The following is a 25,364-nucleotide window of genomic DNA, read 5'->3' on the forward strand; positions in this document are numbered from 1 at the left end:
ATCGTGAATTCTTCATCCTGTTTTAGCGATCGGTAATCTTCTACTCTATTAGTGGGGCATTACCGATCGTTAGAACGATATGTAATTATATTGGTATAGAAAACCGAAGGGAGTCTTGTAATGGACATTTTATTAGCGCTTCTTCCTGCAATTGCATGGGGAAACATCTTATTAGTAAGCGTAAAAATGGGCGGTGGTGCATATAGCCAAACGGTAGGTATGACAATCGGTGCTCTATTCTTCGCAACAATTATGTATGTATTTACTCAACCAGCTTTAACAATGACAGTCTTGATTGTTGGCTTTATTTCAGGTTTATTCTGGGCTTTAGGACAAGTAAACCAATTAAAAACAGTTGAAAAACTAGGTGTTTCAACTACTGTAACTATTTCTACTGGTATGCAACTTGTTGCAACTACTATCTTTGGAGTTATCGCTTTTCGTGAGTGGACTACTACTACAACGATTGTTCTGGGAACGATTGCAATCCTATTAATCGTAGTTGGTGTTGTATTCACATCATTAGATGATAAAGAAAATGCACAGCCACCAGGACAATTGAAAAAGGGACTTCTTACTTTAATTGTTTCTACTTTCGGTTATCTTGTATATGTAATTATTATTCGTTGGTATAACATTGATGGTTGGTCTGCTATTTTACCACAGGCAGTTGGTATGTTTTTTGGTGCAGTTGTACTGACGTCTAAACATAAACCATTTAACAAATATGCAATGCGTAATGCTTTATCTGGTTTACTATGGGGAACAGGAAACTTATTCTTACTTCTTTCATTACCACGTGTTGGAGTAGCAACAAGCTTCCCATTATCTCAAACTGGAATCGTTATCTCAACATTCGGCGCAATTGTCTTCTTAGGTGAAAAGAAAACAAAACGTCAATTGATCTTTATTGCACTAGGTAGTGTTTTAATTATCGGCGGCGCTGTATTGCTTGGTATGACGAAAGCATAAGCTTATATTCTATTAATAAACCCCTGAGGCATATGTGCTTCAGGGGTTTTTTGATTACAATTGTTTTCTAAATATAATTTTTTACACATTCTCGCTCTTTATAGTTTTTCTTCCACTCTAGCAAACCATCTACGCATAAAAATAGATTAATAATAGCTAATATTAGCATGACGTATAAACCAGTTGAAATATAAATCACAATGCTAACTATGTTATACAAAATCCATAAATGCCAATTTTCTAAGATTTTTCGACTTAGCATAAATTGAGCTACTAGTCCTAATACAGCGTTTAAAGCATCTAAATATGGACTTGTTGATTCTAAATAACGGACTTGATAATATCCCCAACCAATCCAAGTAACGAAAATAAAAAGTATATAAATAGTCCATCCTTTCAAATCTAAGCGCACTGTCGGTTTTACCTCTTCCTCCCCACTACGCGCAATCCAGTAATACCAACCATATACATTAAATATGAATTGAAAGACTGCTAATACTGCCATTGCGTATAAGCCTTGTGTGATGAAAATATACAGAAATACAGCAACTGTAATCATCCCAAATAAAAAGTTGGATACCTTTTCCCTTGCTAATAACCAAACATTAATAATACCCATAACCGATGCAAAAATTTCAATATAACTTGATTGAATATAAAACCCAACCAATATGCAAATAATACTAGAAATGAGTAAAAAAAGTGGACTTCTGACCATATTCATCTCTCCCCAGATGTGTAATAAACTCCCTATCAACAGTATAAGGAATAGCCCTCTCTTTTACCATGAATTCCCTTACTTGAAAATCCCCTCATTATCCATTCTACTTACGATAAGTCTTTTCTTTTTACAAAAATCTCTTAAAAATGGTATCGTTTTTTATAACATATTCTCATCAGAAAGGAATAAAGGATATGCCTAATAAACATCGAATTTTATTTATTGGTGCCGGTCGTATGGCAGAAGCTATATTTGCTGGACTACTTACAACAAGTAAAGAATACATCGAAGAAATTATTGTTTCCAACCGAAGCAACGTAGAAAAACTGAATCAATTACAAAAGCAATATGATATATCCATTACAACGGATTGGAAACAGCATATTACATCTGTAGATACCATTGTTTTAGCAATGCCACCTGTTGCACATGAACAGTTATTAACGGAGTTATCTCCTCTTCTAACTAATCAATTTGTCGTGACTGTTGCTGCTGGAATTGGGCCATCTTATCTAGAAGAAAGACTTCCCCAAGGGATACCTGTTGCCTGGATTATGCCAAATACAGCTGCTGGAATTGGAAAGTCTATCTCCTTATATACGACTGGACGTTCTGTAAATGAAACACATCAAGAAACGTTACAACTTCTTTTAAAAGGTATCGGTACCTCGCAACCTTGTACCGAAGAGGAAGTTCACCAACTTACCGCAGTTACTGGTAGTGCACCTGCTTTTCTCTATCACTTTGCTGAAGGTTTAATTGAAGCAACGAAAAGTTATGGTATTGCTGAGGAAACAGCAAAACACCTTGTCATCCAAATGATTGCTGGCTCTGCTGCTATGCTCCAGCAAAATCAGGATCCAGCTATGCTCCGCGAACAAGTAACAACACCAGGAGGTTCAACGGCTGAAGGCTTAAAAGCTCTATATGAAAATAATTTTTCAGAAGTCATTCAACAAGCAGTTGAAGCAACCAATAAAAAAGCTAGGGGGAATTAATATGACTTTAACAAGTTTAAACGACTATACAACATTACATAACGGCGTGAAAATGCCTTGGTTCGGCTTAGGTGTTTTTAAAGTGGAAGATGGTACAGAAGTAATTGATTCTGTAAAAGCAGCTATAAAAAATGGATACCGTAGTATCGATACTGCTGCGATATATAAAAACGAAGAAGGCGTTGGACAGGCAATTCGCGAATCTGGTATTCCTCGTGAAGAGTTATTCATCACTTCAAAAGTGTGGAATAGTGATCAAGGTTACGAGTTAACATTACAAGCATTTGAAACTACATTAGAAAAATTAGGTCTAGAATATTTAGATCTATATTTAGTACATTGGCCTGTAAAAGGAAAATACACTGAATCATGGAAAGCTTTAGAGCAGCTTTATAAAGATGGTCGTGTGCGCGCTATTGGTGTGAGTAATTTCCATATTCATCATTTGCAAGACGTATTTGAAATTGCTGAAATTAAGCCAATGGTTAACCAAGTGGAATACCATCCACGTTTAACGCAAGAAGAATTGCATACTTTCTGTAAAGAGCATGGTATTCAGCTTGAAGCTTGGTCACCATTGATGCAGGGGCAACTACTTGATCACCCAACATTACAAGAAATTGCTACAAAATATAATAAATCGACTGCACAAGTTATTTTACGCTGGGATTTGCAAAATGAAGTTGTAACGATTCCTAAATCAATTAAAGAACACCGCATTATTGAAAATGCGAACATCTTCGACTTTGAATTAAGCCCTGATGATATGAAAGCAATTCAAGTTTTAAATGAAAATCATCGCGTTGGTCCAGATCCGGATAACTTTAATTTCTAGTAGGATAACCACTGTACATATGCAGTGGTTTTTTAAAAATAAAAAACTGAAAATTTAAACTATATTTCATTTGATTGACACTTCATTCTTCAAGGTGTAAGATTTTGAATTATCAAAGAAAAACAAAATTTAATAAAACTTATTTGTTTACTCATTGTATCAAGAGAGGTGGAGGGACTGGCCCTTTGAAACCTCGGCAACAGGTTCTTTTTGAACACTGTGCCACTTCCTGCAAGCTTTGTGCTTGAAAGATAGAATGAGGGACTTCGTTTATATACGGGTGCATAACTTGTACGTAAAAATCCCTCTTTCTCAATACGAAAAGAGGGATTTTTATTTTTCATTCCCTCATCATCATCCAATCTTATTAACTATTTAGGAGGAAAATCAAATGAAAAAGAAGTTTGTACCCGGTATTGCATCAGTTGTAGGAGTAAGTATTTTATTAACTGGTTGCGGTAGTTATAAAAACGAAGCTAGCGGAGCCAACGCAAAAGACAAGACGCCTAACAAGCAAGTTTTAAACTTATCTTCACCTACTGAGATTCGAACAATGGATACGGCTCGCGCTACAGATACTGATTCTGGTCAAGTAATGAGAAACGTATTTGAAGGTTTGTATAACCTTGGTGAAGGTAATAAACCTGTCCCTGGTGTAGCAAAATCTCATGAAGTAAGTGGTGATAAAACAAAATATACATTCCATTTACGAGATTCAAAATGGTCAAACGGTACTCCTGTTACAGCGAAAGATTTTGTCTTCGCTTGGCAAAGAGCTGTTGACCCAGCAACAGCCTCTGAATATGCATTTTTATTCTTTGATATTAAAAATGCCACAAAGATTAACAATAAAGAACTTCCAGCCGATCAACTTGGTGTAAAAGCAGTTGATGACCATACGTTTGAAGTAGAATTAGAGCGTCCTGTTCCGTACTTTATTAGTTTAACAGCGTTCCCAACATTTCTACCAATTAACGAAGAATTCTTTAAAGCACAAGGTGATAAGTACGCTTTAGAAGATAATACAATTTTGTACAACGGGGCTTTTACACTAAGCGATTGGAAGCATGAACAGAGCTTTAAATTCAAGAAAAACCCTACCTATTGGGATAAAGATAATGTCAAACTCGAAGAAATCAATTTCAACGTTGTGAAAGAAAAATCAACAGAAGTAAATTTATTCGAATCAAAACAATTAGATCGTATCAAACTAACATCTGACTTTGTTGATAAGTATAAAAAAGAGGCAAACTTTAAAGAACGTCCAAATGTAGGCGTACAATTTTTACGTATGAACCAACAAAACAAAGTGCTTCAAAATGTCTCTGCACGCCAAGCAATCGATAAAGCAATTGATCAAAAATCCTTTGTAAATACGCTATTGAATGATGGATCTACACCAGCGTATAGTCTCGTTCCGAAAAATTTTGCAAAAGGGCCAGATGGAACAGACTTCCGCTCTGCGAATGGTGATTTAACGAAAACAGATACAAAATACGCAAAGGAATTATGGGAAAAAGCAAAACAAGAACTTGGTTCTGACAAGATTACATTAGAACTATTAACAAGTGATGGTGATCTTGAGAAGAAAACAGGAGAATTTTTAAAAGAACAACTAGAAAAGAACTTAGAAGGATTAACAGTAACTATAAAACCGCAACCGCGTAAACAACAAGTTTCACTCTTATTAAAAGGTGACTACGAAATTGGAATTGACGGTTGGAGCCCTGACTTTGCTGATCCAATTACATTCCTTGAACTATTCACAACGAATAACCCTTACAATTTAGATCATTACTCTAATAAAGAGTTTGATGACACAATTGAAAAAGTCAAAACGACTTTAGCCGGTGATGAAAAAGCCCGCTTTGATGCATTACTAGCATCAGAGAAAATATTATTTAAAGACTCTGTTATCGCCCCTCTTTACCAAAAAGGAGAATCTTATTTAGAGCGTTCTTATGTGAAAGGTATCGTACAGGTAGACTTTGCAGGTCAATTAAACTTCAAATGGGCAAAAATTGAAAAATAAAGTGAAACTTTAATCAGTGGGGGGTTCTTCATCCCCCACTGATTATCAGCCCTCACCAATCGGGCTTTTACGGGCAGTTGATCTCCCGCCTAACTTCTTTGCTTTCACTGAATTTTGAGGTGGGGATCTTACTGCCCGTTAATGCGGGATAAAATGCGACTTTAATCATCGTGTTTCCACCAACTCCCATTGTTTTTTCGGAAAAATATATTAAAAGTAGATTCCTTAATATGAGTGAATCTACTTTTTTAATATATTATTCCAAGAAATTAACATTCTATTTTTATTATTGACATATAGTTCTTTCTAATGTTAATATTCTAAATAATCAAAGAAACAAAATATTTCACCATCAAAATGTAATGTCTACTACGTTGAAACATATAACGATAGATTATAGTTCAACATGTATATACATATAGAACACCTGACTACCTACATACACATATCCATAATAGGTTTTCTCTTCTATAGCTACACTTCAAGACATGGACATTATGACGTTACGAACAACACATTTAGGGAGGAAAGAACAATGAAGAAAAAAGTTGTACCTGTTGTTGCATCTGTTTTAGGGGCAAGTCTACTACTAACTGCTTGCGGGGGAAATAAAGATAATGCAAGCGGAGCGAAAGCAAGCGATAAAGTACCTGATAAACAGGCAATTAACTTGTCATTTGCTTCAGAAATTCCAACAATGGATGTTGCAAAAGCAACGGATGGGGAATCCATGAACGTAATGCGAAATGTTTTTGAAGGTTTATATGCAATGGGAGAAGATAATAAACCTATTCCTGGTGTTGCTGAGTCGGTTGACGTTAGTCCCGATAAAACAAAATATACATTCCATCTTCGTGATTCAAAATGGTCAAATGGTACTCCTGTTACAGCAAAAGACTTTGTCTTCGCTTGGCAACGTGCCGTAAATCCTGATACAGCAGCTGAATATGCATTCTTATTCTTCGACATACAGAATGCGAAACAAATAAATCAAAAACAATTACCAGTTGATCAATTAGGTGTCAAAGCTCTTGATGACAAAACTTTAGAAGTACAACTAGACCGTCCTATTCCCTACTTCTTAAACTTAACGACATTCTCAACATTCTTACCAATTAATGAAGATTACTTAAAATCTCAAGGTGATAAATACGGTTTAGAAACAAATCATTTAATTTACAACGGCGCTTTCACATTAGATAATTGGAAACATGAACAAGGTTTCCAATTAAAGAAGAATCCTAACTATTGGGATGCTAAAACTGTAAAATTAGAAGAAATCAACTTCAATGTTGTGAAAGATAAATCTACAGAAGTTAACTTATATGATTCAGGACAAATTGATCGCGTTGCTTTAACTGCGGAGTTTGTTGATAAATATAAGGGCGATCCAAACTTCAAGGAACGCGCTGAAGTCGGCATTCAATTCTTACGACTAAATCAGAAAAATGCAACACTAAAAAATCAACATGCACGCCTCGCTATTAACGAAGCAATGAATAAGAAAGCTTACGTAGAAACAATTTTAAATAACGGTGCAATTCCAGCCGAAGGAATGGTTCCTGCGAAGTTCGCAAAGAGTCCAGATGGCAACGACTTCCGTAAAGAAAACGGAAATCTAGTCAAAGATGATGTGAAAACAGCGAAAGAAAATTGGAAAAAAGCGAAGCAAGAACTTGGTACTGACAAAGTAACACTTGAACTATTAACAAGTGATAATGCTTTAGCTAAAAAGACTGGCGAATATTTAAAAGGTGAACTAGAAAAGAATCTAGATGGATTAACAGTGAATTTAAAACCGCAACCACGTAAACAACAGTTGAAACTACTATTAAGTGGTGATTACGAAATCGGAATCGATGGCTGGGGCCCTGACTTCGCGGATCCTATTACATTCTTAGATCTATTCACAACAGATAGTGCTTATAACTTCGATAAATACTCTAACAAAGAGTACGACGAGCTAATTCATAAAGTGAAAACAGATTTAGCTGGTGATGAAAAAGCGCGCTGGGAAGCAATGAAGCAAGCTGAAAAAATCTTATTACAAGATGGTGCTGTCGCTCCTTTATACCAACAAGGTCGCTCTTACTTACAACGCGGATTTATTAAAGGACTTGTAACAACTGACTTCGGCGGTGAATTTAACTACAAGTGGACAGAAGTTGCAAAATAATAAAGTGAAACTTTAATCAGTGGGGGTTTTGTCCATCCCCACTGATTATTAGTTGAACCAATCGGGCTTTTACGGGCAGTTGATCTCCCGCCTAACTCCCTCGCATTCGCCGAATTTTGGGGTGGGAGTCTTACTGCCCGTTACTGCGGGATAAGTACTAATAAAAAAGGTATCCTTCGTGGGATACCTTTTTTACTTTATACTTCTTTAACTACAGAGCTTCTTCCCTTTGCCCTCCCTTTTATACCTATAGCGATTCCCGCTACCAATTGTGTAACTAAAATAATAAACAATAATGAAATAACATTTCCCTCTAAATTAACTCCACCAAATATTATTGTATAATAACCATTCGCTGCGTATGTTGCGGGAAATAACTCACCGATTATTTGATATGTTTTAGAAAGCATCTCATGTGGTACTATTACACCCGAACTTACAAGTTGTAACGATAGAGAGATAATATTAAAAATCATACCTGCATTTCCGAAAACAGTTATAAACATTTGTGTTAATGAAAGAAATGCGAAGAAGACTATCGCTTGAAACACCCATATACCCCATACTGTTTCGTGCATTTCAATTTGGAATCCTTTCATCAAACCAATTGTAATACATGCAAGCAAAATTGATACTGTACCGTTAATGATTTGTCGTGATAAAAAATTACTCCAACCATCTTTTACTTCTTTTGCAACTTTTGATAATTCCATGCTCATAATCATTGCTCCTACAAATGAAGCTAATACAATCATTAGTGGTACCATATTAACTGAAAATCCTTTTGCATCATTTACTTTATGAACTGTAAAACCAATTGAATCTCCTGTTAAACCTTTTATCACTTCTACATTCTCAGGTCCTACAGCTTGTAATTTTCCAACAATCGCTTGTTCTTTATGACTTGCTATCTCTTTATTCACATTATCTCGAATTTGTTTTGCTGCTCCTTCCATCATTTGCTTTGCCATCATGGCATTCGCTTGATTAATGTGGAAGTTTAAATTTGCTTTTCCTGTTTCATTTATATCTTTTGAAAAAGAAGCCGGAATTTCAATAATCATATCGTACACATGATCATTCATTTCTTCGTTTGCTTTTTCCATAGACTGTTCTTTCTTCACTTGAAATGGTAAATTTCTCTGTAAGCCTTCTGCTATTTTACTCCCTATATTTCCATCCTCATTCACAATAGCAATACGCATTTGATCTGCTCTTTCGTTCACTCCATCATACGCCGTTAACCACACACAAAAGAAAATAAGCTGGAACGATAGCGCTACTACCATTCCCACATACGTACCTGGTCGTTTTAAAAACTGTTTTAATGTATCCATCTTCTCGCTCTCCTGTTTAGCAAGCAAGCACTTGCTTGCATTTTATTTTAAATAAATACTAGGGTCTTAAAGCCCTAGCATATAAAACTATATTATTCTCAATAAATTTCTCATCATCAATTTCCATAAGCCGGTTTTCAAAACGCAATTTAGATAGAAAGTAACCAAAATTAATCCATATAAAATTCATTACTTGCGCTTCAATATTTGTATGAATAATCTTGCCCTGTTCCTGCATCTTGGCAAAATAAATTATTAATTCCTCTTTTAATCCTTTTGGAATTTTCGATATTTCCTCATCTAATTCAGGAAATTCTCTCGCCTCACGTATACCGATAGAAATAATATCTTTTATACTATTTAAAAATTTATGATAATGCCTTGCTAAGTTCTTTAAATCAGTTTCTAATTCCCACACAATTTCTGTTTGCAAAAATTGTTTTAAATGCGGTATATATGAAAATTCAGCAACCGCAGCTTCAATAACACCCTTCTTACTTTTAAAATTGCGGAATATCGTTACTTCATTAACACCAGCACGCATTGCAATTTCTTTCGTTGTTGCTGCCGTATATCCTTTTTCTTTCACTAATTCAATTGCCGCTTGAATGATTTTTTCTGCTGTCTTTGAGCGCGCCATACAACCCTCTCTTCCTTATGTAAGTGATCACTTACATTTTGATTATATTACTTTTCTAATAATTGTCAATAATTCTCTTTCGCCACTTTTTGCATTTCACTACCTCCTCACAACTTCAATTTACCATATACATACAAATCCTTTTTGATTTAAATTGCGGATTAATCCTTGAATCCATAAGAAAATAATTTATTTTCAACACATACATAATTACATGAAATTAGGAAAAGCTTGTATAGAAAGAAGTTACATAAGGAGGAATTTATAATGAGAATTTTACTATCAGTTTTATTAGCTCTTATGCTAGTACCTGCATTAACAGGATGTAAAGCTCCTGCAAAAGAAGATGCAACTTCTAATAAAAAGACTACAGAAGAGGCAAAGAATGAAGCTCCTGCAGATTTAAAACTAAACTTTAATGAATTTGATTTAAAAGCAGACTATCAAGATACGAAGAAAGACTACGAAGCAGACTATAAAAATGTAGCAGCAGATAAAAAAATGGAAGCAAAAATTGAAGACCATAAAACAGATGTAAAGTTCACAGGCGACGAGGCTATTACAAAATTAAGCCCTCTTCTACAAGAATTAAAATTTGATAAAAATACACCAGATCAAGAAGTAATTGATCAAGTAGTAAATGTATTCAAACTTGATAAAGACTATCAAAAATTCGCTTTAGAAGTTGTCTTCTCTGACGGAACGAAAAAAGAATATAAGAGAGAAATAAAATAAAGAAGTAGGCGGTTGCCTACTTCTTTATTTTTTAATTTTTACGTATCTTAGTTCTGGACTAGAACCGATAATGAATTGGACGCCAGATACTGATGATTTTTGTAAATATGAAGAGCTTGGGAAAATAATTGGAATTAATGGTGTATCATCAAACATAATATCTTCTGCTTTATGCAATAAGTCAAAACGCTTATCTTCGTTTTGTTCAACTTCTGCTTCTTTTACTAAAGCGTCAAATTCTTTATTATGCCATTTTGCATAGTTGTTTGGACCATCACCTGCATATAAATCTAGTTTAGTAATTGGATCTAATAGAGAGCCACCCCATCCCATATAAGCTAATTGGAAATCACTTTGCTTATATGTGTCAATGTAACTCTTCCACTCTTTATTTTCTAATTTAATATCTACACCAAGATTTTTCTTGAACATTTCTTGCATCGCTTCTGCTACTTTTTTATGCTGTGTATCTGTAGTGAATTTTAATGTTACTTCAGGTAATGTAGACCAACCTTGCTCTTTCATACCCTCTTCTAATAATTTTTTCGCTTCTGCCGGATCGAATTTTACGTAATCACCTTTTTCTTTACGGAAATCACGACCACCTTGTGTTTTTGCTCCTTCTGGAACGAATGCATATGCTTCTTGTGCATTATTTTTATACAATTTTTCAACGATAAACTTACGATCAACCGCTAATGAAAATGCTTTACGTACTTTCGCGTTTGTAAACGGCTCTTTTTCTACGTTAAACGAATAAATATAAGATGAGAATCCTGCAACACGCTTATATTCTTTGTTTCCTTTTTCTTTTTCAATCATCTCTTGTGGTAAGCTACTTAGCAAATCTAATTCTTTTGATTTGTACAATTGATACGCTGTTTTAGAGTCTGGAATAATACGAAACTCAATTTCTTTTAATGTTACCTTTTTATCATAGTATTCTTTATTTTTTTGTACTGTAATGGCTTGGTTATGCTTCCATTCCTTTAACGTGAATGGTCCGTTTGTAATTAACTCTTTTGGATCTGTTTTTAATTTATTGTTATCATCAATTGATTTTTTAGATAATGGAATAAATAGTGAACTTGCTAATTTTTGTTTAATAGAAGCAACTGGGTGCTCAAGTGTTACCTTTAATGTTTGAGGGTCAACGACTTGAATACCAACTTGTCCTTCTTCACCTTTTCCAGTATTATATGCCTCTGCACCTTTAATAAAATACATTTCTGTCGCATTCATAGAACCCGTCTTCGGATTTAATAATCGCTTCCATGCAAATTCAAAATCATTTGCTGTAATAGGAGAACCATCTGACCATTTAATATCTTTCTTTAAATGAATTGTATACTCAGTCCCATCAGCGTTTACTTCTTCTTTCTCTGCCAATTCATTTTGATATTTCCCATCACTATCTTGCGTATATAAACTTGAAAACAACTGCCCAATTACATAACCTGACGTGCTATCTGTCGCAATAGCGGAATCAAGTGTATATGGATCACTACTAATATTCGTTACTAATCGATCTCCTTCACCCTTACCAGCACTCGCCTTTTGCGTCTCTTTCTTACCGCAAGCGACAGAGGTAATTGCTAAAACAGTCATAATGACAAACAGTAAAAACTTCTTCATCCTACATTCTCCTTTAACCTGAAATTTTTGGTGTTGATGCTAATAATGTTTTTGTATAAGAATGTTGTGGATTACGGAATACTTCGTCCGTATTTCCAAATTCAACAAGTTCTCCTTTGTATAAGACAGCCACTTTTTCACATAAATAGTGAACCATCGGTAAATCATGTGCGATAAATAAATATGTATAGCCTTGTTCCTTTTGAATCTTTTGCAGCAAATGTACAATTTGGATTTGCAGTGAAACATCTAATGCTGAAATTGGTTCATCAAGGATTAATACTTCTGGCTCACATAATAGCGCTCTTGCAATGGCAATACGTTGGCGTTGTCCACCGCTAAATTCGTGGGGATAACGATCAATATATCGTCTATCTAATCCAACACGCTCTAGTGCATCACCTGCGACTTTATCTTTCAATCCTTTATCGCCTAAACCGAATGAAATATATCCTTCCGTTACGCTATCGCGTACTTTCCAGCGCGGATTTAATGCAGCTGTGGAATCTTGAAAAATAAACTGTACTTTCTGTAAGAAATTTCGCTTATTAGCTGACTTCAGCGTGTGAACAACTTGACCGTTATAATCAATTTCACCAGACGTTGGTTTTTCAATTCCAGCTATGAGCTTACCAAGTGTTGTTTTTCCTGAACCACTTTCTCCGATAATGCCAAGAGTTGTTCCTTTCGGAATAGAAAGTGATATACCTTTTAGCGCCGCAATTTCTTTATTTTTACTTCCATATGTTTTTGTTACTTGTTTTACAGCTATTAAATCTGTCGTCATGAAGCATTCACCTTCTCTTTTGATTTCGCTTTATTGTGCTCTAGAATGTGTTGCCAACAATGCGAACTATGCTCCCCAGAATACGATGTTTTTTCCGGAAAACGATGGATACATTCTTTTATCGCTACAGGACAACGATTCACAAACGGGCACCCAAAACTATTTAACGTTTCAATTGAAGGTGTTGTTCCCTCAATTGCCCGGAGTACCTTTTCTGAATCATCCATATTCGGAATTGCTTGCAATAAGCTTTTCGTGTAAGGATGCTTAGGAGAGCCAATTACTTCTTGAATCGTTCCTTTTTCAACAATGCGCCCCCCGTACATAACTACTACTCGGTCAGCGATTTCACGCACAAGTGCCAAATCGTGAGTAATTAATAAAATACTCGTATTTTGCTTTTCTTTTCGCTCTTTTAATAACCCCATAATTTGTTTTTGAATTGTTACATCTAATGCCGTTGTAGGTTCATCTGCAATAACGAGCTTCGGGTGACATGCAAACGCAATTGCTAAACAAATACGCTGCCTCATCCCTCCGCTTAACTGATACGGGTATTGTTCAAAGCGTTTCTCTGCTTCATGTATCCCTAAATCATTTAGTAAGTTAATTGCAATTTCTTTTGCCTCTTTTTTCGATTTTTTTTCATGTTGCACGATTACTTCTGTAATTTGTCTTCCCACCTTCATCGTCGGATTTAAAGATGAAAGCGGGTCTTGAAAGATAAAGGAAATATCTTTCCCGCGAATTTGATTCCATTCTGATTCTTGTAAATCTGTTAATTCCTTTGATTGGAAAGATACATTTCCATCATCAATATAAATCGATTCTTGATTTAAGCCGATAATTGATTGTGCTGTAACACTTTTCCCTGAACCACTTTCTCCGACAAGTGCAACTATTTCACCTTCGTTAATAGAAAAGGAAACATGCTTCACAATTGCTTGCTTACTATTCTCTTTTTCAACGGCCAACGTTACGTTTTCTAAAGATAAGATTTGTGCCATGTTTTTTCTCCTTTCGATTACGTTTTACGATTTTCGGATCAATCGCATCTTGCAAACCATCACCAATCGCATTAAATGCGAACATGATTAGTGCAATCATGATTGCCGGGAAGAAAAGTTGCCACCACTCTCCGCTTAGTAATGTCCCGAGTGCATCGTTCGTCATCGTGCCCCAACTTGCCGCTGGTGATTGTACGCCAAGTCCGATAAAACTTAAAAATGATTCTGAGAAAATAGCTGCTGGAATTGTAAATGATAAATTGACGATAATAATCCCCGTTAAGTTTGGAATTAAATGCCCATATATAATTTTCATATGAGGTGTACCTAATCGCTCTGCTGCAATAACAAATTCTCTTTGTTTTAAAGACAAGACTTGCGCTCTAATGAGACGTGCCATGCCAATCCATCCCGTTAACGCAAGGGCGATTATAATTGTAAAAAGTCCTGGTTTCATAACGATTAATAGTAAAATAACAATTAATAAATATGGGATGCCGTATAACACTTCAATCCCTCTTATAATCCACTCATCAATTAACGTTCCAAGACGATTACGCCCTCTCACATATCCACTAAAACCTCCGATAAGTACACCAAGTCCTATATCAAGAGCTGCTGCTACCAATCCAACTGTTAATGAAATTTTCCCACCAGCCCAAGTACGCGCCCAAATATCTCTCCCTAAATCGTCTGTTCCGAACCAATGCTCACTACTAGGCGGTAAATTAGTTGCTTCTTTTACTTGTTCACTTGCAGTAAATGACGTTAAACTTTCGCCAACAAGCGAGAAAATAATAATTAGTAATAACGTCACTGCCCCTAAAACTGCTATAGGATTTGATACAAACTTGCGAAACACTTCCTTTTTCCGGCTAATCGTTTGCTGATTTTTATTTATCGTTAATTCTTTTTTCTCTTCATTCGTTAATAACTGGTCATTAATTTCATAAGCCCCCATTTAAATATCCCCTCCTTACGTAATAGAACGAATGCGCGGATCAACAATACGATGAATGATATCTGTAATAAAAATACATGCAATTAATAGCGCACTATAGAAAATGGTTGTTCCCATAATCACCGGATAATCTCGGTTAAAAATACTATCTACAAAATATTTTCCTAAACCAGGAATTGAAAAGATTTTTTCAATAACGAAAGTCCCTGTTAAAAGTCCAGCCATTAATGGACCAACAAATGTAAGTACCGGAACAATCGCATTTCGAAGAGCGTGCCTTATAATGATTTTCTTAATTGGTATCCCTTTCGCTCTCGCTAGCTTAATATAATCACTCTGCAACACTTCAATCATATTAGAGCGAACAAATCTTGTAATAACTGCGATTGGCCCTAGCGCTAATGCGAAGGAAGGTAATACAGTATGCTCGAATGTTCCCCAAGACGCCACTGGTAGTAATTCAAATTGAATGGCGAATACTTGTATAAATAGTGGTGCTAAAATAAAACTTGGAATAGAAATACCGAGAATCGCAAGCAAGCTCACACTATAATCAATCACTTTCCCATGATATAGCGCGGCAAATGTACCTGCAGCAATTCCGACTAACAATGAAATAACAAGTGCTTGTAAACCGATAATTGCCGACGGTCCAAAACCGGTTGTTATAATTTCTGATACACCTTGACCTGTCGATTGAACAGATTCACCAAAATCAAAATGAACTACCCCATCCAAATAAGCAACATACTGATTCCATAACGGTTCATCAAGGTGATACTTAGCTCTCATGTTTTGTATCACTTCTTCAGGAAAGATTTTCGCGTCTGATGAAAATGGATCCCCTGGAATAATATGCATTATTAAAAATGTTACTGTCGTAATGATCCATAGTGTAAACACCATAACCACTAATTTTTTAATAACATACACTTCAATAACCTCCTAAACTCATGATTTTACTTTGTTTTATTGGTATATTTGTCCCCATTACTCCTTTTCCATTTCTTAGAACACAAAAAGCCTTGATCTTAAAAAATAAGATCAAGGCTTAATAAACAAAGGCCCATCACTTATCTTTCAAGACTTGCTTGCTGGAATTAGCACGGTGTTCTATTGCAGAACCCGCTGCTGAGGTGTCATAGGGCCAGTCCCTCTACCTCTCTGGATAAGTAAATTGCTATATTATTATTTGGTTCAAATTGTATATTTCGAATTATAATTCTGAAAAAATGAAAAGTCAATCAAATTAGATATATTTAGAAAAATCAGTTTTTAATGGCGTTATTTTTTAAAATCACTACTTTAACTTATAATAAAATTAATTACTTTAAAGGAGTTATAAGATGGATCCCTTACTTCTAGCTACTATAGGATTGCCATTAACAATCGTCATACTCGTCATCATCGGCTTCTACAAACTCTTCATTAAAAAGAAACGTATCACTTCTTTTTACACTCCATTCGATAATATTACTGGACAAACAATTTCAGAATTTCACGAAGAACAGAAAGTATTAGTATCCGAAGATGAAGACGGAGATGGTAAGAAGAAAAAATAACCTTTCATGCGCAAGGTTATTTTTCCGTTTCTGTTTGAAAACGTTTATAGTATGTCGATGCTGTTGAAAAATTAATTTCTATATCACGAATCAACGATGAATCTTCTTCTTTAGCTAACTTCTGTAATTTTTTCATCGCTTGTTCCGATTCATTTAAGTAACCAACATACATTTCATGTTCTTGTTCTTTCGACTTCGGTACACGAATTTCTTTACGCATATGATCTATATCTTCTAACATACCCGTTGTTACATTTTGCACGTCTTCCTTATATTTAGCATTAGTTATTTCCTTACCGCCCTTTTCTTTTGCCACTTCAAATAACTGTAACGCTTTATTAATTTCTTTGTTCATCTTCACATCATACTTCTCATGTACCTCGCGATACACTTTCATATCTTCTGTCTGTTCAGTAGATTGCTCTACCTTTTCTTTCGGTTCTTTCGTATCTTTCGTGTCTTTATTTCCATTACATCCCGCTAGAAGGAGCATACCTCCCATTACAGCAATACCCAAAACCTTCTTCATCTTTAATTCTCCTTTTATCTACAGCTACTTCTAATTATAGTTTCTTTTATCTCCACCTGTTTTATTATACCGAGAATGTCCTAAATTTTGCACTTAAGATGATCTCTTAATATATATACCCACATTTTTGTCACAGTATCGTCACTTTATTCAAGTAACTTTTGCATGAGTTATTTCAAAGAAATGAAAAAAAGAGCTGATTCAGAGAAATGTTTGAATCAGCTCTTTTTATTAAGCCTCTAAATTTTGTTTTTGTTGCAGTTCAAACTGCTTCTCACTTTTTCTTGCCATGAATACATAACATAGTACAGCACCTATTTCACAAAGAGCTATAACAACACCCATAGGAAGTGCTGTATTACTTCCGCCAATACCTACTAGCGGTGCAACAAGCGCTCCTGAAATGAACTGTAATAAACCTAGTAAAGCTGATGCTGTTCCTGCAGCTTGTTTTTGATTTCTCATCGCTAACGAGAAGCCAGTTGTTGATACAACCCCAACACTTGACACGACGAGGAATAGCGAGCATAAAACACCGATTAGACCTATTCCTAATACGATTGTAAGTAGTAACGATAGACCGCCAACAGCCGCAATAACAATACCGAAAACAAATAAAGTTTTCTCATTCACTTTCCCAGCTAAGCGACCAGTAACTTGACTAGCAATAATAATACCGATACCGTTAATCGCAAAGAACAAACTAAACTCTTGTGGTGATGCCCCGTATATATTTTGCAACACAAATGGTGATCCTGAAATGTACGCAAACATTGCCGCTGTTACTAATCCTTGCGACAATGCATACCCCATAAACAAACGATCTTTCAGAAGCTTTCCGTATGTCGCCAATGTTCCTGACAAACCACCTGTCTCTCTTTCTTCAGGCGGTAATGTTTCACGTAATACGAAAGTAGCTGATATGAGCATGAATACACTAATTGCTCCAAGGACGATAAAGACACCGCGCCATGATGTGAACTGTAATAATTGCCCTCCAATAATCGGTGCCAAAATAGGTGCTGCTCCATTTACTAACATAAGTAATGAGAAAAACTTCGTCATTTCAGAACCTGAATACATATCACGTACCATTGCACGTGATATAACGATACCAGCAGATCCTGAAGCACCTTGTAAGAAACGTAAAAGCACTAAACTCCAAATAGATGGTGCAACAGCACAAAGTAAAGAAGAAGCAACATAAATAATAAGAGCGATAATAAGAGGTTTGCGCCTTCCGTAAATGTCACTAATTGAACCAATAAATAACTGTCCTACTGAAAGCCCAAGCAGACAAGCAGTTAATGTAAGCTGCGCAAGGGATGCACCCGTTTGTAAATCATCCGTTAACTTTGGTAAAGAAGGCAAATACATATCAATAGATAATGGCCCAATTGCCGTAAGTGTCCCTAATACAAGAATCATCCATAACCTGTTTGTTTTTACAGGTTTATATACTTCGTGATTAACTCCATTCACTTTTTCCATTCACCCTTTCATATAACTACTCAATCGTAACAATTATAGTTACAACATAAATATACGTCAAGTATACCGTATTTTCCTGTTTAATAATGTAAAAAAAAAAGCGATAGAATCTCTATCGCTTTACTTTTTCAAATTACTATTTGTAAATTTAGATACAGATGCCATCATTTCTCCTGTGTCTAAATATGTGATTTGAATTGGATCTCCCACTTCTGTAAACATTGCATATGGGAATTTCTTCGCCGGTACCATGAATACTTTTTGCTCGTTTTCTAATAGTACGTACACAATCGTATTTTCACCTGATTTTTCTTTATACACACGTTGTACAATACCTTCTTTTTGCGCTTCTTTCCCATTTGAAGTCGGTCTAAATGAATCACCACTTCCACTCAGCGCATTTTTATAATTCTCAAGTGCTTCTTTTTGCGTTGAACCTGTTGCAAACACTTTTGCATTAGAAGCAGATATAACAGTATGAGCACGTACTAATCCTCCGTCATCAATAACCGGTACAATCCAAGAAGGTTTACCATATACGTTATAAATAACTGGCATTGTTCCATGCCATTTCTCTCTCTTAAAGGAATTATCCACTACTTCTGTAGCAGCCGAACCGTCCATAATTCCCTTCACTTCTTTTCCGTTATAGTAATACAACTTTCCTGTACGTGCATCAACTAATGAGTAACCGAGGGCAGAATCTACTCCTTCTTTCGGAGAGGTAAAGTCTGTAAAGTAATACAGTTTACCATCCTTTCCGAAGATTGGCGTAACGCCTTCCTTCGTCCCCCACTCAGTCGGAAGCTTCATGTCAGTTTGGGAGAATTTCGTATTCCAAAATCCGTGAATATACTTTCCGAAGTACGTATTTAATGTAGATGCTGTTTCATGATTTAATACACCATCAACGAATTTAGGTGCATTCCCTTTATCATATCGTTTCACATCACCTGTTTGTGCATCAACAACGACAACACCCTCTACTTCAAACCCTGATCTCCCTGAAATAAACTCACCGTATGTCATTGTATAATACGGTTTTCCTTTATCATCAACTTCAAATTTTGGCTTCCCTTTAAAAATTAAATCTGGCTCTGCCTTTCGAACGGCACGTTCTAATTTATTACCGAAAAACATGCTTGGTACATACTTCATTTTATAACCAAGATGTAATTTTGCTTCCGCATCAGGATTTGTACCTGACATCGTTACGTAACCTGGAATTGTTTCCGCTTTACGTGCTTTAAAAAATCCCGAAACTTCTATCGGTGCTACATACAAGGCTTCACCATTTACCATTTGTGGCGTTAATTCCCCTAGCTCAAAATAAGCTACTTTCGGAATATCACCAAATACCTTTTTCATTTTATTTTCTGCTGTTTTAGGCGGAACTGTAAACGGTTGGTCATTTTCAGTAAATGGCTCTGAAATATCTTTCTCTACCTTCACGACCGAATCATATTTCTTTTGCGAGATTACTATATCGTGCAAATAACCAAAATAGCCGTAACTTACGAGTAAAACAAACATTAGAAGTCCTTTTAAGGTACCTTCTAATTTCCCTACCTGCTCTTGTGAAAATAAAACAAGCCCAATTAAAATTGCTACTGCAACAGAATAATGAGTAAGAATCGAATCTGCTCGATCATCAATTAGCCAAAAATATTCATAGATTGCAATACCTATCCAAAATAAAACAGGAATAACTAAAATAGATGATTTCTTACCCTTTACAACTTTCTCATTTCCTCCTTTATCCACCGCGCGAATTTTATTACCGCTTCTAGTCCATGGAATCAAAAACAAAGTGAGAATAGCTAAAATTATAAATTTCATCAAAGGCAATGTCCCCTTTTCTTTTGTCTTCTCCATAAGTATAACAAATAAAGGGTAATCAGGTAAAAATGGGAATAGAAATACTTTTAATTATTTATCACTACGGCTTAATACAACTCCACTAACTACATATAAAACGGAAGCAATGTAAAAAATAGTTCCAATCGTAAAGAAATCCACTAAGTAACCAGTTGCAATTATAGCTACCCCTCCACCAATTGATGTCCATACATGGTACTTTCCAATTTCATAACCAGCTTCCTTATGCGCTACCTTTCGTGCTAACGACGTCTTCTCGGTATTACGCTGCACAGCACCTAAAATACCCATTAAAATTTGGAGAATATATACATGCCAAACTTCTGTTGCAATAGGAAAACAAAGCATTAATATAGCCATAGACCAAGCGTATACAATTAATAGCTTTCTATCTCCCACCCTATCAGAGATTCTTCCAACTAACGGATATACTAGAGCTGAAGTTAAGGCAAATAAGCCGTACGCCCAACCAAATTGCGAGAAACTATTTCCAACATTTCGAAGCAATAGTATATAAAAAGGAAATACCATGCTACCCGCCATCATAATAATGCTTTGTGAGGCTACAAATCTTCTATATGTCATTTGCTATACTCCTTATAAAATAAATTCACAAACCTTTCCTCTGGGTCTACTTCCTTCTTCTTCTGAAGGAATTCTTCTATGCGAGGATACGCTTTCTTTAGTTGCTCCTTTTCCGGATAAGAATAATACGGTAAATAATAACTTCCATTATGCTTTAAAGTAACATCAATCATCTTCTGAATGACCACTTTTGTTTTCTTTATTTCCTCTTCAGAGCGCCCTTGATTGATTAGAAGTACAAGCGCAAACATATCATCTTTCGCATAAGATAGCACCGCATTCTCATTCTTTTCTACGTAGCGGATTGTAATGTTAAGAAGGTTTAATTCCTCTTCATTTAAAACACTTCGTAAATCATCTATATACTCTGCAAAACTATCTATTGGTACAAAATACTCTTGTAAAACTTCGGTCAAGTTTGGATTATCATATTCCATAAAAGCACTATCAGATCTCATTACATTATTTCGTGTTTCAAACTTTCCATCTGTACGTTCAAAATAACTTCTTTGTATATCCCAAAATGCGTCCTTTCCCCAGTCACTATAACGTGATAACCCGAGCAAAAATTTCGGCGCAGCTATAATATTTTCTTCTTTTAATTTGCTGTACTCTTTCAACTTCTTTCGATCTTCTGCCAGTACATAATCTGTCACATACATTTCTTTTAAAAATGAATTTTGGGCAACAGAAATACGCGCTAAATGCATGCGTATATTCTCGTCCCTTCTCACCTTCTCCTTAAAATATGAAGAGTATTCTTTATAATCTAGTACCTTCGTATGCGTTTCATACAATTCATCGTTTGTTAACTGTAGCGTCACATCTAAAATCACACCAAACAATCCATATCCCCCAATTACATACGGAAACAAGTCAGCATTTTCTTCTCTACTTACATTACGCACCGTACCATCTGCCATTAACAATCTGAACGACTCTACTGTATCAATCAATGCTTCATGACGAATATCACGCCCATGTACATTTACACTTAATGAACCACCAACAGTAAAAATATTTTGAGATTGCATCACTTGAACTGCAAGACCATATGGATTGATTTTCTTTTGAATGTCATTCCATGTGACACCGCTTTGCACCCTAATCCTCTTCTTCTCCGGATCGAATTCTAATATTTCATTATACCCTTTCATATCAAGCATCGTACCGTTCGGATAATACGTCTGCCCGCCTTGGCTATGTTGCATACCTGCAATAGAAATCTTCTCTCCAGAAACATTTGCATCTTGCACTAACTTTTTTAATGAACTTTCATCCTCAGCATTTTCAACACGTTTAATTTTCGTTGGAAGCAACTTTCCTACATCACTCATAATAGGATGATCTAGTTGCTCCTTGTATGTATATATAGATGTTGTGAGCAACACTGTATACGCTACAATTACAACTGCTATTTTTCTTTTTTTCAAATGGCACTCTCCTCTTCCAATGTTCTTCCTCTTCATATTGTACCTATTTTCCTAAGAAGAAAGTATTAACAAAAAAAGAGAGACCCTTTATTTTAGGTCCCCCTCTCATCAAGACTATCACTTTGCTGCTGGCAGCTGTATTGGCTCAAACTTTTCGTACGATGTATATTTTGCATTCGTAATAATGTGTGCCTTATCCTCACCATTACTATTCATAATCATATCTATCTTCGCTGATTCATATTTAAAATCTTTTGTAATGATATATTCTGCATCCACTTCTTCTATCTTTGCGTTTTGTGCTTGTAGCATTTTTTTCTGTGTTTCATCCATGCTAGCTAACATATTTTCTGTTTCTTGCCCTTTTAATATGAACTTCAGTTTATATTTGTCTCCGCTTTTCTCCATCTTCATTTTATCTAAAACTACTGCTGGCACTTCTAAATTATCTACAATATCTTGAGTTGCTTTCATTCCGCTAGCATTTAATTGCTCCTCCGGTACAGATATAACTTCTCCTGTATTAGGATTTTTCACCTGACCAGCAACTTTACCATCCACAGCATAAACTACAACATCTGTACCAGAAACATTCATTTCAGAACGAGAATTCTTTTTCTTTGGCTCTAATTGCATTTTAGCCTTTAGTACATCCATCTCTGTTCCTTCAGCTTTTATCCCCACATCATATGTCATCGTTACATGTTCTTCATTTTTAAAAGCTTCATTCGCTTTCTTGAAAACATCCTTCGCTGCTAATTCCTTTTCTTTTTGCACCGATTCTTTTTTCGGTTCATCAGTTTTTGTTGTTTTCTCATTACTACACCCTGCACCTAAAATAACTGCAAGGACTAAACTAGAAGCTAAAATAAATTTTTTCATAATTCCCCCTCCTTTCCAAAAGGATATCATCTATTTTTCTTTTAAATCTATATAATTTTTAATATTTCTATTTAACTTTATTCCTCTCCTAACAACATGTTTAAAGGAATACCTAAATATGATGTTAATAAAAACAATTAAATTCAGGAGGTCATTATGAAAGCCATTATTTGCACAAAATACGGGCCACCTAACGTTCTCAAGCTTCAAGACGTAAAGAAACCTACTCCTAAAAAGAATGAAGTATTAGTTAAGATTCACGCAACAAGTGTAACAACTGGAGATTGTAGAATGCGAAGCTTTACTAGTCCCCTTTTATTTTGGATTCCTATGCGAATTGTATTAGGTTTTAGAAAACCGAAAAAGCCTATACTCGGTGTAGAGTTATCTGGTGAAATTGAGGAAGTAGGAACAGATGTAACTCAATTCAAAAAGGGAGATCACATCTTTGCATTAACAGGACTTAACGTTGGTGGTTATGCTGAATACACATGTGTACATGAAAGCGGATTGATAGCATTAAAACCTACCAATGTGACGTATGAGGAAGCTGCGGTTATTCCTTTCGGCGGAACTTCAGCATTACATTTTTTGAGAAAAGGACACATAAAAAAAGGACAGCAAGTACTTATATATGGCGCCTCCGGGTCAGTAGGTACTGCCGCTGTACAACTTGCTAAATATTTCGGCGCGACTGTTACAGCTATTTGTAGTAATTCAAATTTTGAGCTAGTGAAATCTTTAGGGGCTGATAACGCAATTGATTATACGAAAGAAGATTTTACTGAACGAGGCGAGTGCTACGATATAATATTTGATGCAGTTGGAAAGTATAAAAAATCCCTTTGTGAAAAAGCATTAACGCCTAATGGAAAATACGTATCTGTTAATGGAACAATGGCAAAGGTCAGTAAAGACGATATGAACCTATTAAAACAACTAGCTGAAACAGAAAAGCTAAAACCTGTTATTGATAGAACTTACCGATTGGAAGAAGTTTCAGAAGCTCATACGTATGTAGAGATGGGACATAAGAAAGGCAATGTTTCGATTACCTTAAAATAAAATATATTCAGAAAATAACATTGACAATTCCTTTTGTAAGATTTACTATTAGTACCATATTTAAAAACTACATACACATACTCTTATCAAGAGTGGCGGAGGGACTGGCCCGATGATGCCCGGCAACCGAGCTTATAACGTATAAGCTAAGGTGCTAATTCCAGCAGAACGATTTTCGTTTTGGAAGATAAGAGAGGAACCTATTTCGTCTATTCGGCACCTCTCTTATTTTTGAGAGGTGCTTTTTATTTTGGAACGTATATTAAGGGGGAATTATAGATGAAAAAGGTATTGTTAAGTATTGTAAGTGGAGCGGTATTATTGTTAGGTGCATGTGGTGCTAATTCTGGTAAAGAGGTAAAAGCATTAGATGAGAAAAAGATTACCGTTGGTGTAACAGGCGGACCGCATGAACAAATTTTTGAGAAGGTGAAAGAAGTTGCAGCAAAAGATGGCCTCCAAATCGATGTTAAGGTATTTAATGATTATGTAGCACCAAACGTCTCATTAGATGAAAAAAGCCTTGATGTAAATAGCTATCAAACTAAATCTTATTTAGACGTATTTAAAGCTGAACGTAATATGAAATTAACTGAAGTATTTTCCACAGTAACATTTCCTATGGGCGTATATTCGAAAAGCTTAAAAGATGTAAAAGAATTAAAAGAGGGCGACGCAATTGCTGTACCAAACGATCCAACAAATGAACTTCGAGCTTTAAAACTATTTGAAAAAGCAGGGGTTTTAAAAGTCGATCCAAAAGCTACAGAAAAGGCAACTGCAAAAGATGTAATTGAAAACCCGAAAAATTTAAAAATTATTGAATTAGAGGCATCTCAATTACCAACACAGCTAAGTGAAGTAAAAGCAGCTGCAATCAATACAAACTTTGCCTTAGGTGCAAAATTAAGTCCAGCGAAAGACTCTATTTTCCGCGAAGGAAAAGATTCACCATATGTGAACTGGGTCGTTGTTCGTACTGAAAATAAAGATGATGCTGTTGTAAATAAATTAAAGAAAGCTTATCAATCTAAAGAAGTAAAAGATTTCATTGAGAAAAAATTCGATGGTTCTGTTTTACCGTCTTGGTAGGAGCTGACTAT

General features: G+C 35.5%; 23 protein-coding genes and 3 riboswitches. Of the genes, 9 read left to right on the top strand and 14 right to left on the bottom strand.

What is annotated here, in order from left to right; genetic code table 11:
• Positions 1 to 120 precede the first annotated feature (120 nt).
• Complete coding sequence (locus FT637_RS23680) at positions 121 to 972, top strand: GRP family sugar transporter (RefSeq protein ID WP_193648358.1); 852 nt, start codon at positions 121 to 123, stop codon at positions 970 to 972.
• 67 nt (positions 973 to 1,039) lie between these two features.
• Here the strand turns inward: FT637_RS23680 and pnuC are convergent, their stop codons facing one another.
• A complete protein-coding gene (gene pnuC / locus FT637_RS23685) occupies positions 1,040 to 1,690 on the bottom strand; it encodes a nicotinamide riboside transporter PnuC (RefSeq protein WP_193648359.1) in 651 nt (216 codons plus the stop codon).
• Between the two features lie 197 nt (positions 1,691 to 1,887).
• Between pnuC and proC the strand changes: the two genes are divergently transcribed.
• The 4 genes from proC (at position 1,888) to FT637_RS23705 (ending at position 7,734) form a co-directional block, all read left to right on the top strand.
• Complete coding sequence (proC, locus tag FT637_RS23690) at positions 1,888 to 2,691, top strand: pyrroline-5-carboxylate reductase (protein ID WP_193648360.1); 804 nt, start codon at positions 1,888 to 1,890, stop codon at positions 2,689 to 2,691.
• A gap of 1 nt (position 2,692) precedes the next feature.
• Positions 2,693 to 3,526 (top strand): aldo/keto reductase, encoded by an 834-nt coding sequence (locus tag FT637_RS23695; RefSeq protein ID WP_193648361.1) that lies wholly within the window; start codon positions 2,693 to 2,695, stop codon positions 3,524 to 3,526.
• A 153-nt stretch (positions 3,527 to 3,679) separates the two neighbouring features.
• A riboswitch (SAM riboswitch) is annotated at positions 3,680 to 3,784 on the top strand.
• A 133-nt stretch (positions 3,785 to 3,917) separates the two neighbouring features.
• Positions 3,918 to 5,558 carry a peptide ABC transporter substrate-binding protein gene (locus FT637_RS23700; RefSeq protein WP_193648362.1) on the top strand — a complete coding sequence of 547 codons (1,641 nt, stop codon included), beginning with the start codon at positions 3,918 to 3,920 and terminating at the stop codon, positions 5,556 to 5,558.
• A gap of 535 nt (positions 5,559 to 6,093) precedes the next feature.
• Positions 6,094 to 7,734, top strand: coding sequence for a peptide ABC transporter substrate-binding protein (locus FT637_RS23705; RefSeq protein ID WP_193648363.1), 1,641 nt, complete (start codon positions 6,094 to 6,096; stop codon positions 7,732 to 7,734).
• Between the two features lie 197 nt (positions 7,735 to 7,931).
• Here FT637_RS23705 and FT637_RS23710 read toward each other — a convergent pair whose 3' ends face one another.
• Together FT637_RS23710 and FT637_RS23715 are read right to left on the bottom strand one after the other, a co-directional pair.
• Positions 7,932 to 9,071 carry a YhgE/Pip domain-containing protein gene (locus FT637_RS23710; protein ID WP_193648364.1) on the bottom strand — a complete coding sequence of 380 codons (1,140 nt, stop codon included), beginning with the start codon at positions 9,069 to 9,071 and terminating at the stop codon, positions 7,932 to 7,934.
• A 58-nt stretch (positions 9,072 to 9,129) separates the two neighbouring features.
• A complete protein-coding gene (locus FT637_RS23715; RefSeq protein WP_002151292.1) occupies positions 9,130 to 9,711 on the bottom strand; it encodes a TetR/AcrR family transcriptional regulator in 582 nt (193 codons plus the stop codon).
• Between the two features lie 267 nt (positions 9,712 to 9,978).
• On the opposite strand from FT637_RS23715, the gene FT637_RS23720 reads away from it, so the two are divergent.
• The gene (locus FT637_RS23720) at positions 9,979 to 10,446 is read left to right on the top strand and encodes a YusW family protein (protein ID WP_193648365.1); all 468 of its coding nucleotides are present in this window, start codon (positions 9,979 to 9,981) and stop codon (positions 10,444 to 10,446) included.
• Between the two features lie 24 nt (positions 10,447 to 10,470).
• On the opposite strand, the gene FT637_RS23725 is transcribed toward FT637_RS23720, so the two are convergent.
• From FT637_RS23725 to FT637_RS23745, 5 genes are read right to left on the bottom strand one after another with little or no spacing between them, the layout of a single operon-like run.
• Complete coding sequence (locus FT637_RS23725; RefSeq protein ID WP_193648366.1) at positions 10,471 to 12,081, bottom strand: peptide ABC transporter substrate-binding protein; 1,611 nt, start codon at positions 12,079 to 12,081, stop codon at positions 10,471 to 10,473.
• A gap of 13 nt (positions 12,082 to 12,094) precedes the next feature.
• A complete protein-coding gene (locus FT637_RS23730; protein ID WP_002202036.1) occupies positions 12,095 to 12,868 on the bottom strand; it encodes an ABC transporter ATP-binding protein in 774 nt (257 codons plus the stop codon).
• Positions 12,865 to 13,875 (bottom strand): ABC transporter ATP-binding protein, encoded by a 1,011-nt coding sequence (locus tag FT637_RS23735; RefSeq protein WP_193648367.1) that lies wholly within the window; start codon positions 13,873 to 13,875, stop codon positions 12,865 to 12,867. Before FT637_RS23735 ends, FT637_RS23730 begins: the two co-directional genes overlap by 4 nt.
• Positions 13,832 to 14,836, bottom strand: coding sequence for an ABC transporter permease (locus tag FT637_RS23740; RefSeq protein ID WP_193648368.1), 1,005 nt, complete (start codon positions 14,834 to 14,836; stop codon positions 13,832 to 13,834). Before FT637_RS23740 ends, FT637_RS23735 begins: the two co-directional genes overlap by 44 nt.
• 15 nt (positions 14,837 to 14,851) lie before the next feature.
• Positions 14,852 to 15,769 carry an ABC transporter permease gene (locus tag FT637_RS23745; RefSeq protein ID WP_193648369.1) on the bottom strand — a complete coding sequence of 306 codons (918 nt, stop codon included), beginning with the start codon at positions 15,767 to 15,769 and terminating at the stop codon, positions 14,852 to 14,854.
• Between the two features lie 137 nt (positions 15,770 to 15,906).
• Positions 15,907 to 16,011: riboswitch (SAM riboswitch) on the bottom strand.
• Positions 16,012 to 16,182: 171 nt separating this feature from the next.
• Between FT637_RS23745 and FT637_RS23750 the strand changes: the two genes are divergently transcribed.
• Positions 16,183 to 16,398 carry a DUF3951 domain-containing protein gene (locus tag FT637_RS23750; RefSeq protein WP_000371386.1) on the top strand — a complete coding sequence of 72 codons (216 nt, stop codon included), beginning with the start codon at positions 16,183 to 16,185 and terminating at the stop codon, positions 16,396 to 16,398.
• A gap of 16 nt (positions 16,399 to 16,414) precedes the next feature.
• On the opposite strand, the gene FT637_RS23755 is transcribed toward FT637_RS23750, so the two are convergent.
• The 6 genes from FT637_RS23755 to FT637_RS23780 all read right to left on the bottom strand — a co-directional run bounded on the left by FT637_RS23755 (position 16,415) and on the right by FT637_RS23780 (position 23,196).
• Positions 16,415 to 16,927 (bottom strand): hypothetical protein, encoded by a 513-nt coding sequence (locus tag FT637_RS23755; RefSeq protein WP_193648370.1) that lies wholly within the window; start codon positions 16,925 to 16,927, stop codon positions 16,415 to 16,417.
• Positions 16,928 to 17,158: 231 nt separating this feature from the next.
• Positions 17,159 to 18,418, bottom strand: a complete 1,260-nt coding sequence (locus FT637_RS23760; protein WP_193648371.1) for a multidrug effflux MFS transporter — start codon at positions 18,416 to 18,418, stop codon at positions 17,159 to 17,161.
• A gap of 120 nt (positions 18,419 to 18,538) precedes the next feature.
• Complete coding sequence (locus FT637_RS23765; RefSeq protein ID WP_193648392.1) at positions 18,539 to 20,257, bottom strand: DUF3981 domain-containing protein; 1,719 nt, start codon at positions 20,255 to 20,257, stop codon at positions 18,539 to 18,541.
• Between the two features lie 90 nt (positions 20,258 to 20,347).
• Positions 20,348 to 20,881 (bottom strand): MFS transporter, encoded by a 534-nt coding sequence (locus tag FT637_RS23770; protein WP_193648372.1) that lies wholly within the window; start codon positions 20,879 to 20,881, stop codon positions 20,348 to 20,350.
• Positions 20,878 to 22,314 carry an FAD-binding protein gene (locus FT637_RS23775; RefSeq protein WP_193648373.1) on the bottom strand — a complete coding sequence of 479 codons (1,437 nt, stop codon included), beginning with the start codon at positions 22,312 to 22,314 and terminating at the stop codon, positions 20,878 to 20,880. The genes FT637_RS23770 and FT637_RS23775 overlap by 4 nt, the downstream gene beginning before the upstream one ends.
• A gap of 117 nt (positions 22,315 to 22,431) precedes the next feature.
• Positions 22,432 to 23,196, bottom strand: a complete 765-nt coding sequence (locus tag FT637_RS23780; RefSeq protein WP_193648374.1) for a hypothetical protein — start codon at positions 23,194 to 23,196, stop codon at positions 22,432 to 22,434.
• Between the two features lie 156 nt (positions 23,197 to 23,352).
• On the opposite strand from FT637_RS23780, the gene FT637_RS23785 reads away from it, so the two are divergent.
• Complete coding sequence (locus FT637_RS23785) at positions 23,353 to 24,261, top strand: NAD(P)-dependent alcohol dehydrogenase (protein ID WP_193648375.1); 909 nt, start codon at positions 23,353 to 23,355, stop codon at positions 24,259 to 24,261.
• Positions 24,262 to 24,341: 80 nt separating this feature from the next.
• A riboswitch (SAM riboswitch) is annotated at positions 24,342 to 24,455 on the top strand.
• Between the two features lie 85 nt (positions 24,456 to 24,540).
• Positions 24,541 to 25,353: a MetQ/NlpA family ABC transporter substrate-binding protein gene (locus FT637_RS23790; protein WP_193648376.1), complete on the top strand. Its 813-nt coding sequence runs from the start codon at positions 24,541 to 24,543 to the stop codon at positions 25,351 to 25,353.
• Positions 25,354 to 25,364 lie beyond the last annotated feature (11 nt).

Source organism: Bacillus cereus, assembly GCF_015071065.1.
Lineage (GTDB): Bacteria > Bacillota > Bacilli > Bacillales > Bacillaceae_G > Bacillus_A > Bacillus_A cereus_BA.

Coding starts and splice junctions, on each gene's coding strand:
- FT637_RS23735 (WP_193648367.1), bottom strand. CDS start 13,875: ATGGCACAAATCTTATCTTTAGAAAACGTAACGTTGGCCGTTGAAAAA.
- pnuC (WP_193648359.1), bottom strand. CDS start 1,690: ATGGTCAGAAGTCCACTTTTTTTACTCATTTCTAGTATTATTTGCATA.
- FT637_RS23790 (WP_193648376.1), top strand. CDS start 24,541: ATGAAAAAGGTATTGTTAAGTATTGTAAGTGGAGCGGTATTATTGTTA.
- FT637_RS23755 (WP_193648370.1), bottom strand. CDS start 16,927: ATGAAGAAGGTTTTGGGTATTGCTGTAATGGGAGGTATGCTCCTTCTA.
- FT637_RS23680 (WP_193648358.1), top strand. CDS start 121: ATGGACATTTTATTAGCGCTTCTTCCTGCAATTGCATGGGGAAACATC.
- FT637_RS23705 (WP_193648363.1), top strand. CDS start 6,094: ATGAAGAAAAAAGTTGTACCTGTTGTTGCATCTGTTTTAGGGGCAAGT.
- FT637_RS23730 (WP_002202036.1), bottom strand. CDS start 12,868: ATGACGACAGATTTAATAGCTGTAAAACAAGTAACAAAAACATATGGA.
- FT637_RS23765 (WP_193648392.1), bottom strand. CDS start 20,257: ATGAAATTTATAATTTTAGCTATTCTCACTTTGTTTTTGATTCCATGG.
- FT637_RS23780 (WP_193648374.1), bottom strand. CDS start 23,196: ATGAAAAAATTTATTTTAGCTTCTAGTTTAGTCCTTGCAGTTATTTTA.
- FT637_RS23740 (WP_193648368.1), bottom strand. CDS start 14,836: ATGGGGGCTTATGAAATTAATGACCAGTTATTAACGAATGAAGAGAAA.
- FT637_RS23695 (WP_193648361.1), top strand. CDS start 2,693: ATGACTTTAACAAGTTTAAACGACTATACAACATTACATAACGGCGTG.
- FT637_RS23710 (WP_193648364.1), bottom strand. CDS start 9,071: ATGGATACATTAAAACAGTTTTTAAAACGACCAGGTACGTATGTGGGA.
- FT637_RS23750 (WP_000371386.1), top strand. CDS start 16,183: ATGGATCCCTTACTTCTAGCTACTATAGGATTGCCATTAACAATCGTC.
- FT637_RS23720 (WP_193648365.1), top strand. CDS start 9,979: ATGAGAATTTTACTATCAGTTTTATTAGCTCTTATGCTAGTACCTGCA.
- FT637_RS23715 (WP_002151292.1), bottom strand. CDS start 9,711: ATGGCGCGCTCAAAGACAGCAGAAAAAATCATTCAAGCGGCAATTGAA.
- FT637_RS23770 (WP_193648372.1), bottom strand. CDS start 20,881: ATGACATATAGAAGATTTGTAGCCTCACAAAGCATTATTATGATGGCG.
- FT637_RS23700 (WP_193648362.1), top strand. CDS start 3,918: ATGAAAAAGAAGTTTGTACCCGGTATTGCATCAGTTGTAGGAGTAAGT.
- FT637_RS23725 (WP_193648366.1), bottom strand. CDS start 12,081: ATGAAGAAGTTTTTACTGTTTGTCATTATGACTGTTTTAGCAATTACC.
- proC (WP_193648360.1), top strand. CDS start 1,888: ATGCCTAATAAACATCGAATTTTATTTATTGGTGCCGGTCGTATGGCA.
- FT637_RS23760 (WP_193648371.1), bottom strand. CDS start 18,418: ATGGAAAAAGTGAATGGAGTTAATCACGAAGTATATAAACCTGTAAAA.
- FT637_RS23785 (WP_193648375.1), top strand. CDS start 23,353: ATGAAAGCCATTATTTGCACAAAATACGGGCCACCTAACGTTCTCAAG.